Here is a 12162-nt window from a genome sequence, read left to right as displayed (position 1 = left end):
AATCGAAGTGTAGGGAAATTGTCCATTATATTTTCACAACCACATTTTCTTCCCCGACAATTTCACGAAGTGCTCCTAAACATTCTTCACTTGGATGAATCGATAAACTTCGTGATAATTGTACCATTTTATGTTCCTTTTCATAATAAATTAGTACTTTCGCAAAACCCGAATAGTCAAACAATATTTTAGTAACCTGATTTAAAAGCTTTTTCTCATATTGAGACGGCAATTTCACGTAAACAGACGCATCTTTCTTTTCTTCATACACATCCATTTCTTCTAACGGATATAGTCCATTTACAATCCATTGCAGCTTATGATTTCTAAGCTCAATCATGCCGTCAACTAAAACAATTGCTCCTTCTTGTAACTTATCTGAGAAATGTATATACGTCTCGGGGAAAAGAACTGCTTCCATTTCATCATTTTGATCACAAAATGTAATAAATGCCATCTTTTGCAACTTTTTCGTACGAATCACTCTCACGCTTGTTATATACACGATAGCTCTTTGTACTTTTTTCTTATGTCGCATCGCCTGAGCGAGAGATGGAATTTCTAATTCTTTCGCTAACTTCACATACTGCGCTGTCGGATAGCTTGATAAATAAAAACCTAGTACTTCCTTCTCTTTATTTAACTGTTCAATAAAAGAGAGCTCTTCTCCTTGTACGTATTTTGATTTTGGAACAGCATCTCCTAAATCACGTGCAAGATTGGCATACTCTAACGCTCCTTTAAGACTTTTCCATAAATTCGTTCTCGAAACACCGAAATCGTCAAAACACCCAGACCAGACGAACGCCTCTAAATTTCGCTCTGTTACAAACTTTGATGGCATGCGCAGACAAAATTCAAATAAATCTTCAAACATTTTTTTCTCTCGTTCTTCGATTAATGCTGTCACTGTAGCCATTCCGATGTTTCGAATGGAAAGTAAGCTGTAACGTATTGCATTTCCTTCTATTTGGAAATTGTAACCACTTCTCTGAAGAGACGGCGGCAAAACATGAAAACCTTTTCGCTTCGTTTCGCGTATATACTGCACAATCTTATCTTCATTTCCAATTGCACTCGATAATAGTGCCGTCATAAATTCCAGCGTATAATTCGCTTTTAAGTAAGCAAGCTGATATCCAATCATACTGTAGGCTACAGCGTGACTTCGGTTAAAGCCGTAATTTGCAAATCTTACAATTAAATCGTAAATTTTCTCTGCAGATGTCTCGTCATAACCATTTTGTAAACACCCTTGCACAAAATGCTTACGTTCCTGATCTAAAATATCACGATTTTTTTTACTCACTGCACGGCGTAATAAATCTGCTTCCCCGAGCGAGAAGCCCGCCAACTTCGACGCGATTTGCATAATTTGTTCTTGATATACAATTACACCGTATGTTCTTTCTAAAATCGGCTTTAAGTCCGGATGTAAATATTCAATTTGTCTTTTTCCGTGTTTTGATTCAATAAAGGTTGGAATTTGTTCCATCGGTCCTGGTCTATATAACGAGTTAACAGCAACAATATCTTCAAATTCATTCGGCTTTAACCCGCGAAGTACATTTCGCATACCACCTGATTCAAGCTGGAATACACCTGTTGTATCCCCTCTACCTAACAATTGGAATGTCTTTTCATCTTGAAGTGGTAAATTTCTTATATCGATTTCTTTTCCTGTTTTTTGCACGATAAACTTTATAATATTTTCAAGTAACGTTAAATTACGTAATCCTAAAAAGTCCATCTTGAGCAACCCAAGTTCTTCTAATGCATCAGCTGGGTATTGCGTAACATACACATCGTTATGCCCTTCTTGAATTGCAACACTTCCGGTTAATGGCTCTTGGCTCATAATAACGCCAGCTGCATGAATAGACGTATGACGTGGTAAGCCTTCTACACGTTTTGCAATTTCAAACACACGCTCATGCAAAAGATTCCCTTGTATAAACTCACGGAGTGATTGCGATTCCTCATATGCATCTTTTAACGTTATACCAAGCTTTGATGGAATAAGTTTTGAGAATATATCAATATCTCGCGGCGGAAGCCCCATTACACGCGCAATATCTCTAATTGCCGCTTTCGCTGCCAACGTCCCAAACGTTACAATTTGTGCAACACGAAGCTGACCATATTTATCTTTCACATATCGAATCATCTCATCACGTCTTATATCTGGAAAATCGATATCAATATCTGGAAGTGTCACACGTTCGGGATTTAAAAACCTTTCAAATAATAGATCGTATTCAATTGGATCAATATCTGTAATTTCTAATACATAAGAAACGAGTGATCCAGCCGCCGATCCACGTCCTGGTCCTGTTAAAATATGATTTTCATGCGCATACTTCATAAAATCCCATACGATGAGGAAATAATCACTAAACCCCATACTAGAAATCACGTTTAATTCATGATTCAAACGGTTTATATGTACTTCTTTCGGCGTACCATAACGTTTCTGTAACCCTTCTTCACAAACGCGGCGCAAATACATATCATTCGTCTCGTTCGCTGGAACAGGAAATTTCGGTAATTGATTTACATGAAACGGTATTTCTACTCTGCAACGTTCTGCAATTTCTACTGTGTTATAAATCGCTTCTTCTACGTGAGAAAACAGTGCTTCCATTTCATCTGATGATTTTAAATAATATTGATCTGTTTTCAGCCTCGGCCTATCTGGATCCGTCATTTTCGTTCCACTTTCAACAGATAATAAGCATTCATGAACAAGTGCGTCACTTTGATTGATGTAGCGTACATCGTTTGTTGCAACGACTGGAATATTTATCCTACTCGTAAATTCAGGTAATTTCTCTTGCAGAAGCAGTTCATCTTGAATCGCATGATGCTGTAAACTCATATAAAAATTACCGAACATACTTCGATACATGCGAGCTACTTCTTCAGCTTGACTCTCTTTGTCTTCTAATAATAATTGTTCAATTTCCCCATCTTTACCTGGTGAAATTGCAATTAATCCTTTCGCATAATGTGCAAGCCATTTCTTAGGAATACCTTCTTTTGACTTCGTCATAATGCTACTAGAAATCTTTAATAAATTTTGATAACCTATTTCATTTTCAGCAAGTAAGACAAGCGGATAAGACTTTTCTTCTTCTTCACTAAAAATAGAAGCTGTTACGCCGATAATAGGATGTATACCATGTTTCTTACATGCTTTATAAAACGGAATAACGCCATACATAACATTTTCATCCGTAATAGCAAGTGATGAATAACCGAGCTCTTTCGCCCTAACTACAAGTTCATCAATTTTACAAGCACTTTTTAATAAACTAAAAACGGTTTGACATTGTAAATGCACAAACTTCACTGTTGTACCCTCTCTTTACCTATTTGACTACTTTTATTATAGGTGAAGAGGAAAGCGGAAATCAAAACATACTTCTTATACTTTGTCCATATATATGAAGAAGAAAGGGGAATGACGATGGATGTAAGAGAACACACTTTTTTCTCTCTGCTTATTATTAGTTATTTTATTGCCTTTGGGGTTATACTTGGTGGTTCATTAATTGGTGGATTTGGTGCATTTCTTATCGGAAAACCAACTCTAACTTACATTAATCAATTCGCCCAAAATTTAAGAATTTGGGCACTCGTTGCAGCGATTGGCGGAACATTTGATACTTTTTATAGCTTTGAAAGAAGTTTCTTTGGCGGGGATATGAAAGATATCGTAAAACAAATTCTCCTTATTTTTTTCGCAACAGGTGGTATGCAAACTGGTCTTATTATTATTAAATGGCTAACGCAGGAACATGTATGAGAGTACCAAGTGCCAATACAGCAAAAAGATGGTATTTAGTTTTAGCTGGCGCTGCTGTTGGAGGCGTGTTGAGCTGGTTTATTTTTTTGTACATATACGGTGTTTTTCAAGAAGAACAAGCTAGTAAAATAGCAGAACAAAGAGAAATTATAGAAAAACAAGAAGCAAAGCTCCACGTCCTTCTCGAAGATCAAGAAAAATTAAATACTGAAAATAAACGGCTCTTAACCATTCAAGAGATTAAAATAAAACTTATAAATCGAGAAAAATACGATTTAGACAACCTTACAATTGAAAACATGACTACTTCTATCCACAATGACCTCCAGCATCTTTTAACGAAAAACATACAAAGTATCGCAAAAAATAAAGACCTACTCAAAAAGGTAATCGAAAACAAGACGTACAAACATTACGATCGGCTATACCGTTTCAAAGTCGATACGATATCTTTTGATACAGTGCTTGAAATTAGCATTACGATAGAGAAAGAAAAATAAAGAAGGAGGGCTTTAGCGCCACTCCTTCTTTTCGTTCTAACATATAATTTTTTATTTACAAATCTCACGTAAATCAGCAAATAGACGATCCGCTTCTTCCCAAGAAGATGCTTTTGCACCAGAAGCCATCGGATGTCCTCCGCCGTTATATTGCATTGCTAATTTATTTATAACTGGTCCTTTTGAACGAAGGCGAACACGAATCACATCGTCTTCCTCTAAAAATAGAACCCACGCCTTTAATCCATCAATATTACCAAGTGCTCCAACAACGCCTGATGCCTCAGAAGGAAGTACATCAAACTTTTCTAATACTTCTTTCGTTAATTTAATGTAAGCTGCTCCTTCTTCTACCATCGTAAAGTTTTGTAAAATATAGCCGTTTAAACGAGCAATCTTTTCTTTCGTCTTATACATTTCGTTGTATAAATCTGTAAATTTCACATCCATATCAACAAGCTCACTCACATAACGAAGTGTTTTCGCTGTTGTATTCGGGAATAAGAAACGACCTGTATCCCCAACAATACCCGCTAAAATAAGACGAGCTGCTTCTTTCGTTATTTGTAACCCTTTATCTTTTCCATAATTATAAAACTCATAAATCATTTCACTTGTAGAACTTGCTGTCGTATCTACCCACGTAATGTCTCCGTATGGATCTTCATTTGGATGATGATCAATTTTGATTAACATCTTCCCTTTTGTATAGCGTTGATCGTCAACACGTTCTTGGTTCGCTGTATCACAAACGATAACGAGCGCATTTTCGTATACACTATCTTCAATATCATCCATTACTCGTAAATATGCTAATGATGGTTCATTGTACCCAACCGTATAAATATTTTTCTCTGGAAACGATTCTTGTAGAATTGTACTAAGACCGCCCTGTGAACCTAGTGCATCTGGATCTGGACGTACGTGACGATGAATAATAATCGTATCAAACTCTTTAATTGCTCCTAAAATTTGCTCATGCATATGTATAATCTCCTTTTTATTCAACTTCTTCACTTTAACGTGCAGTAAAAGCCCAATGAATGTGGGCTAATCATTAGCGCGGAAACATCCCCACACTAATGAAAGTCTCACTTTATCCTCCATTATAACGGAAAGTATTTCATACATGCGAACAATTGCTTTATAATAAAAATTAGAAAGTTTAGATATTTCTTTTTTCTCCACTATTATTTTTCACAAAACGATGGGAGTGTGTATTATGCCAGTATTAGTCTTCTGTATTATCGTCTCATTTATGTTGTACCTCTTCTACAAAACAAAATACTTTCGTACAAACCGCCCAATGGAGAAAGGTTGGCTCTCAGGAAAATCCGCAATGGCACTCGGTTCATTCGTCTTATTCTTCGGGATAAATCAATTCTTTTTAGAACTTTCAACCGCTCGTATTATCGTTGGTGTCTTATTTGTTCTATTTGGTAGTGCAAGTGTATTTAATGGATTTCGCCAATATAAACATTTCTTACCATTAGCAGTTAAAGAAGCAGAAGGCTATGAAGCAACGTAAAAAAGCATCAACATTGTGATGCTTTTTTACGTCCTCTAACTTTCAAAATCATATATGCGACAAACGCAGATGGTATATTAAATGGGTTGCCTTGCACATGAAGATGTAATTGTTCTTCTCCAAAAGACATTTTTTCGTATAGTTCTCGCTGAGATAATCCTGTTTTTTTCTTTTTTTCATGTAAACCTTGTAAGTATAAATATTGAATCGGTATCATCACAAGGAAGTAAAATAGTGCGATACTACCAAAAAAGAGTACTGTTGATGACATCATGCATACCACCTTTCAGGAATCCATTTTCTTACAATTAAATTATAACATAGTCTAAAATTCAAATGAATTAATATTCTGTTTTTTTGTTAAACAATTGTCTCTCCGTACCGATACATATCCTGCTATTTTTTTACTTCTCTCCCAAAACTCTGACCGAACTTAAGTAATAGCTTCAAAATCCAATAAAACAAAATAAAATTAAGGAAAAAACCTAATGGATGAAACGAAAATTCCCATCCGCCATAATAAACAAATGTTTCAGCTGGTACACCAAAGTATAGAAAATCGCCCTTATTTTCTCCAGCTGTAGAGATAAAGGAACAAACAATAGCGAAAATCAAACTTACTACATACAATTTCTTTTTCTTTATATCCATTCTTCGATGTGTTAACACATGAAAAGTTATTGCAAATACTACCCCTAAAAAGAGAATTATTACTCCCATTCGACACCTCCACAATTATTGTTCAAGCATCTTCAAATGATTGCACGCTTCTATTTATAAATATGAAACAGAACGTAATTTACCTTTTTCTTTTGCAATTCAAAATATAATACATTCGATAACTAAATTTTAAAACCCTCTAATGTAGCGTTCTAAAAAAAAATGGAACAAACCAAAGCGGTCTGCTCCATCTTTTTATTTATCAATTAACTGCACCATAAGTAATGCTTTCCCAACAACGTTACCTTCATGATGCACTTCTACATCAACCTTACCAAATTTACGTCCAATTTCTAATACTTTCGGATGAACGGATACAACATTGTCAATTTGAACTGGTTTTACGAAATAAATTGTTAAGTTCTCAACAATTAAATCGCTCTTCTTTTGCGCACGAATAACGCGATTCGTTGCTTCTGTCACAATCGTTGCGAATACACCGTAAGATAGCGTTCCGATTGAATTCGTCATTTGCGGTGTCACTGAAAATTGATATAGATGCTCATTTTTCGCTTCTTTCGGCGTCATAAATTGATTCGTTACAATATCATCGATTGTTTCACCAACTTGCGGTTGACGCTGAATCATTTGCAACGCCTGAAGTACATCTTGACGGCTAATAATACCTTGCAACTTATTTCCTTCATCAACAACTGGAAGTAACTCAATACCTTCCCACACCATCATACGCGCCGCAGCTGCGACAGACATTTTTCCATTTACCGTAATCGGATGCTTTGTCATCACTTTATCAATTGGTGTTTCTTTCGCTACACCGATCATATCTTTTGAAGTTACAATACCTAACACCTTTTTATTTTCATCAACAATCGGATATCTTCCGTGCATCGTCTCTTCGTTATATGCATGCCATTGCTGCACTGTATCATTTGGTTTTAAATATAACGTTTCTTCAATAGGTGTTAAAATATCTTCAACGAGTACAATTTCTTTCTTAATCAGCTGATCGTAAATCGCACGGTTAATTAACGTTGCCACTGTAAATGTATCGTAACTACTTGAAATAATCGGCAGTTTTAATTCATCTGCTAATTTCTTCACATGATCTTCCGTATCAAATCCGCCCGTAATTAACACCGCAGCTCCAGTTTCTAACGCTAATTGATGTGCGTTCGTACGATTACCGACAATAAGTAAGTTTCCAGCTTCTGTATAGCGCATCATCGCTTCTAATTTCATTGCCCCGATTACGAATTTATTTAATGTTTTATGTAGTCCTTCTCTGCCTCCAAGTACTTGACCATCGACAATGTTAACGACTTCTGCATATGTCAGCTTTTCAATATTTTCTTTCTTCTTTTGTTCAATTCGAATTGTTCCGACACGTTCAATCGTACTAACATACCCTTTATTTTCTGCATCTTTAATTGCACGATAAGCTGTACCTTCACTTACACTCAAATCTTTTGCAATTTGCCTTACAGAAATTTTATGCCCTACTGGCAGGCTATTAATATGTTCTAAAATTTGGTTATGCTTGGTAGCCAAATGGTTTCACCATACTTTCTTTTCCCTAAATTCTTCATGTGTTGTATTTTCAGTATACTATATTTTCAAAACTGTTACACTCTCTCTTTATATATCTGTACTATTTTTTTTATAACAAAATACGCCTTACATTACACCACTTCTTCCATTACAACAATGTAATGGTATTGTCATCTCGTTCGATAGTTTGTCCAGCCGCTTCCATATACAATGAAGACAAGAAATGAAACAAAGGAGCGGATACATGATGAAAAAATTATTAGAAGTTGTAGGTGCTGTATTTTTAGCTTTCGTAGACGGAAAAAAAGTTGCAATGGAATTGAATGAAACACCTGAACAGCCACTTCCAAAAAGAAAAGAATCATCAAAACAATTACAACCTTTACAAGCTGTCCTACACACATAAAAAACCCTTCACTTGTCTTTTCAAATGAAGGGTTTCTTTTTTATAGTGTAATACTTTCTCCAGCTTCTAATACTTTCCCTGTACAATTTTGTAGCTTTTCTACAAATTGATATGGATCTTGTTCAATAACCGGGAACGTATTGTAATGCATCGGTACAACAGTTTTCGCCTGAACCCATTTTGCTGCTAAAACAGCATCTTCTGGTCCCATCGTGAAATTATCACCAATTGGTAAAAATGCTACATCAATGTTATTTAATTCCCCAATTAATTTCATATCAGAGAATAGAGCAGTATCCCCTGCATGGTACAAAGTCTTCTCTTCTGCTGTAAATAAAATACCCGCTGGCATACCTGTATATGTAATCGTCTTATTTTCTTCATCAATATAACTAGAGCCGTGGAATGCTTGTGTAAACTTCACTTTTCCGAAGTCAAATTCATGTGAACCACCAATATGCATCGGATGTGTTTTTACACCTTGCCAACTTAAAAATGTCGCTAGTTCAAATGGTGCCACTACAACTGCATTATTTTTCTTCGCAAGTTCTACTGTATCTCCAACATGATCACCATGACCGTGTGATAAAAGAATCGCATCTACTTTTACATCTTCAGCCTTTAAATCTGTTTTTGGATTTCCTGTTAAAAACGGATCAATTAAAATTACTTTTCCATTCGTTTCAATCTTTACAACTGAATGCCCGTGATAAGATACTTTCATTATTACATTCCTCCCCTTATTACATTCTCACTTTTTATTCTACATGATTTTTCAATTCCCTGTCTTTTCTAACATCGATTTACTTGTCATAACGCTTTCTTCCGAGTTAAAGTTATATTTGTAATTAAATATCTCGGGGGTGCCAATCGATGAATGCTAGATTAGAAAATTTAATGCAATGGCTAAAAGAAAAAAACGTTGAAGCTGCGTTCTTAACTTCTACACCGAACGTCTTCTACATGACAAACTTCCACTGTGAACCACACGAAAGACTTCTTGGTATGTTTGTATTCCAAGAAAAAGAACCTATTTTAATTTGCCCTAAAATGGAAGAAGGCCAAGCACGTAACGCTGGCTGGGCACATGAAATTATCGGATTTACTGATACTGACAGACCATGGGATATGATTGCAAAAGCAATTAAAGACCGCGGCATCAATGCAAACGCAGTTGCAATTGAAAAAGAACATTTAAACGTAGAACGCTACGAAGAACTAACAAAACTATTCCCAAATGCAGCTTTCAAATCAGCTGAGGAAAAAGTTCGTGAACTTCGTTTAATTAAAGATGAAAAAGAACTTTCTATTTTACGCGAAGCAGCTAAAATGGCAGACTATGCTGTTGAAGTTGGTGTAAATGCAATTAAAGAAGATCGTAGCGAACTAGAAGTATTAGCAATTATTGAACACGAATTAAAAACAAAAGGCATACATAAAATGTCATTTGATACGATGGTATTAGCTGGTGCAAACTCTGCTCTTCCACACGGTATTCCAGGTGCAAACAAAATGAAACGCGGCGATTTCGTACTATTTGATTTAGGCGTAATCATTGATGGCTATTGCTCTGACATTACACGTACAGTAGCATTCGGCGAGATTTCTGAAGAACAAACTCGTATTTACAACACTGTACTTGCTGGACAACTACAAGCAGTTGAAGCATGTAAACCAGGTGTTACACTTGGCGCAATCGACAACGCTGCTCGTTCTGTTATCGCAGATGCAGGTTACGGCGACTTCTTCCCGCACCGTCTTGGTCACGGACTTGGAATTAGCGTACATGAATATCCAGATGTAAAAGCTGGCAACGAATCTCCATTAAAAGAAGGTATGGTCTTCACAATCGAGCCAGGTATTTACGTACCAAACGTAGGTGGCGTTCGTATTGAAGATGATATTTACATCACAAAAGACGGATCAGAAATTTTAACGAAATTCCCGAAAGAATTACAATTTGTGAAATAATAAAAAGGCAGCTTAATTGCTGCCTTTTTGTTTCTCTACTATTTCAAATTTCTCTACTATCATTTTCGCTGGATAACTCTCAAGCGTTTGAGAAGACCATACTTTTATTTTATCCCCTGTGTTCAATTGATTATATGCGTCTTTATCCTTAAAACTCAACACTATATCTGCTGGATGTTCTTTATTCATTTGTTGTTCCATATAATGTTGCAAATCTACTTTTGTATGAAACGTTTTATCACCGACAAAAAATACCACATCATTTCTTACTATGATATACCCTTCTTCAGGTACTTTTTTTACCTCTACTTGTTTTGTAGTACACGCTGATAATATGAGTAGAAATACACTAAAAAATATATACATAGAAATCTTCACATGCCTATTCATTCTTAACTCCTTATCCTACACTATTTCCGCTTTAACACCATCTTCTCTTCATACTTCTCTTCATACTTATCATCCCATTTAATCACAATCTCTATCGGTTCATCTTTAGATAAAGGCGCGCAACTTACACAAGAAGACTTCATTTCAACCTTTGCTCCTTTATGATTTTCTGACGTTTGTGTCATTGTGCTAAAGGCTCCATTAATAGCAATCTCTAAATTCTTAAATTCTGTATTCCCATCTCCACCCTTATATTGAAACGTAAACATTCCATCTTCACTGTCATCCTTAATATGGCCTTTATATTGTCCCTTCCAACTCTTGCTCTCGCTAGAAAAAGTAACATATGAAATTGAACAACTTCCTAAAAAGAAAATACTAATGAAAAAGAATAATGCTCTCTTCATCATGCCCCTCCATTCAAATGCACTTATTTATTGTCTATTTCGTCCTCTTATTATACTATTAAAATACAGAATTTTCTAAAATAGGAGGTTTATATGTTACAACAACAGTTAGAAGAAATTCGCAATAATAATTACATACTGGATAACAAAATTAACATTGATTCTTTAAGTTCTAATATGCTTGAGCACATCGGTGTTACTGATAGCTATTTAAGGGATAAACTTATTTACTCTACTTTTTATCATCTCATTAAAAAGGAATACCTTTCACACACGCAATTACAGAAACTACTATTAGAAAGCATCGGTGAAAAATATCTATTGTATAAAATTCATTCAGATGACGAAGATGCGGTATTTACCCGAGCATTTACAACATTATTAATTGCGCTCATTATTGACGCTGATACAAATCATAATTTCTTATCACAGAATGATATTTTAACTGTAAAAGATCAATTAATTCTATATATGAACAACGAGCATGATTTCCGCGGATATGTGCAAGACCACGGCTGGGCACATAGTATCGCTCATGCTTCCGATACATTTGAGGCGCTTGTGAATAGTCCTAAACTGGAAACTTTATATTACGAAGAAATATTACAAACTTTATTAAACAAAGTTTGTGTTCATTCCATCTATTACAAATATGAAGAAGATGAACGTATCGTTTATCCGATTGTCGCAATGCTGCAAAATGGCCTAAAGGAAGAAGTACTCATATTAGCCCTTCATGATTTAGTCGCTCAATTACAAGTAAAAAAATCCACGCTACATATTGAATCATACGAATTTCTATACGGAAATATAAAATCTTTCTTACGTAGCTTATTTTTCAGACTACGTACACTGTCTATATGTAAAGAAACTGAATATGAAATTGAAAAATTGCTACAAGAGCTTCCAAAATATTATTAAAA

At 35.4% G+C, this 12162-nt stretch carries 14 protein-coding genes; 6 read left to right on the top strand and 8 right to left on the bottom strand.

Annotation, left to right across the window (positions count from 1 at the left end):
* Positions 1-25 precede the first annotated feature (25 nt).
* Complete coding sequence (dnaE, locus tag QCI73_RS04610) at positions 26-3352, bottom strand: DNA polymerase III subunit alpha (protein ID WP_353822577.1); 3327 nt, start codon at positions 3350-3352, stop codon at positions 26-28.
* Between the two features lie 42 nt (positions 3353-3394).
* On the opposite strand from dnaE, the gene QCI73_RS04605 reads away from it, so the two are divergent.
* Together QCI73_RS04605 and ytrI are read left to right on the top strand one after the other, a co-directional pair.
* Positions 3395-3808, top strand: a complete 414-nt coding sequence (locus QCI73_RS04605) for a YtrH family sporulation protein (protein ID WP_002003648.1) — start codon at positions 3395-3397, stop codon at positions 3806-3808.
* Positions 3805-4308 (top strand): sporulation membrane protein YtrI, encoded by a 504-nt coding sequence (ytrI, locus tag QCI73_RS04600; RefSeq protein ID WP_001265735.1) that lies wholly within the window; start codon positions 3805-3807, stop codon positions 4306-4308. Before QCI73_RS04605 ends, ytrI begins: the two co-directional genes overlap by 4 nt.
* A 51-nt stretch (positions 4309-4359) precedes the next feature.
* On the opposite strand, the gene QCI73_RS04595 is transcribed toward ytrI, so the two are convergent.
* Positions 4360-5292: a DHH family phosphoesterase gene (locus QCI73_RS04595; RefSeq protein WP_000545149.1), complete on the bottom strand. Its 933-nt coding sequence runs from the start codon at positions 5290-5292 to the stop codon at positions 4360-4362.
* 238 nt (positions 5293-5530) lie between these two features.
* Between QCI73_RS04595 and QCI73_RS04590 the strand changes: the two genes are divergently transcribed.
* Positions 5531-5836 carry a YtpI family protein gene (locus QCI73_RS04590; protein ID WP_001144775.1) on the top strand — a complete coding sequence of 102 codons (306 nt, stop codon included), beginning with the start codon at positions 5531-5533 and terminating at the stop codon, positions 5834-5836.
* Between the two features lie 7 nt (positions 5837-5843).
* Here the strand turns inward: QCI73_RS04590 and QCI73_RS04585 are convergent, their stop codons facing one another.
* The 3 genes from QCI73_RS04585 to QCI73_RS04575 form a co-directional block, all read right to left on the bottom strand.
* Positions 5844-6107, bottom strand: coding sequence for a DUF3949 domain-containing protein (locus QCI73_RS04585; protein WP_000099739.1), 264 nt, complete (start codon positions 6105-6107; stop codon positions 5844-5846).
* 125 nt (positions 6108-6232) lie between these two features.
* Positions 6233-6556, bottom strand: coding sequence for a hypothetical protein (locus tag QCI73_RS04580; RefSeq protein WP_046198164.1), 324 nt, complete (start codon positions 6554-6556; stop codon positions 6233-6235).
* Between the two features lie 195 nt (positions 6557-6751).
* Positions 6752-8065: a CBS domain-containing protein gene (locus tag QCI73_RS04575; RefSeq protein ID WP_060632509.1), complete on the bottom strand. Its 1314-nt coding sequence runs from the start codon at positions 8063-8065 to the stop codon at positions 6752-6754.
* A 244-nt stretch (positions 8066-8309) separates the two neighbouring features.
* Here QCI73_RS04575 and QCI73_RS04570 point away from each other — a divergent pair, with 244 nt between their 5' ends.
* A complete protein-coding gene (locus tag QCI73_RS04570) occupies positions 8310-8471 on the top strand; it encodes a hypothetical protein (protein ID WP_262724947.1) in 162 nt (53 codons plus the stop codon).
* Positions 8472-8511: 40 nt separating this feature from the next.
* On the opposite strand, the gene QCI73_RS04565 is transcribed toward QCI73_RS04570, so the two are convergent.
* Complete coding sequence (locus QCI73_RS04565) at positions 8512-9195, bottom strand: metal-dependent hydrolase (RefSeq protein ID WP_000868938.1); 684 nt, start codon at positions 9193-9195, stop codon at positions 8512-8514.
* A 149-nt stretch (positions 9196-9344) separates the two neighbouring features.
* Here QCI73_RS04565 and pepQ point away from each other — a divergent pair, with 149 nt between their 5' ends.
* Positions 9345-10442, top strand: a complete 1098-nt coding sequence (gene pepQ, locus QCI73_RS04560) for a Xaa-Pro dipeptidase (RefSeq protein WP_000994026.1) — start codon at positions 9345-9347, stop codon at positions 10440-10442.
* A 12-nt stretch (positions 10443-10454) separates the two neighbouring features.
* Here pepQ and QCI73_RS04555 read toward each other — a convergent pair whose 3' ends face one another.
* Together QCI73_RS04555 and QCI73_RS04550 are read right to left on the bottom strand one after the other, a co-directional pair.
* Positions 10455-10832 (bottom strand): DUF3221 domain-containing protein, encoded by a 378-nt coding sequence (locus QCI73_RS04555; protein ID WP_098321425.1) that lies wholly within the window; start codon positions 10830-10832, stop codon positions 10455-10457.
* A gap of 20 nt (positions 10833-10852) precedes the next feature.
* Positions 10853-11242 (bottom strand): hypothetical protein, encoded by a 390-nt coding sequence (locus QCI73_RS04550; RefSeq protein WP_327922401.1) that lies wholly within the window; start codon positions 11240-11242, stop codon positions 10853-10855.
* 90 nt (positions 11243-11332) lie between these two features.
* On the opposite strand from QCI73_RS04550, the gene QCI73_RS04545 reads away from it, so the two are divergent.
* Positions 11333-12160: a DUF2785 domain-containing protein gene (locus tag QCI73_RS04545; protein ID WP_071728151.1), complete on the top strand. Its 828-nt coding sequence runs from the start codon at positions 11333-11335 to the stop codon at positions 12158-12160.
* The last annotated feature ends 2 nt before the right edge of the window (positions 12161-12162 follow it).

Origin of the sequence: Bacillus cereus group sp. MG16, assembly GCF_040459875.1 — a bacterium.
Lineage (GTDB): Bacteria > Bacillota > Bacilli > Bacillales > Bacillaceae_G > Bacillus_A > Bacillus_A paranthracis.
This window is presented reverse-complemented; position numbering and strand designations above follow the sequence as displayed.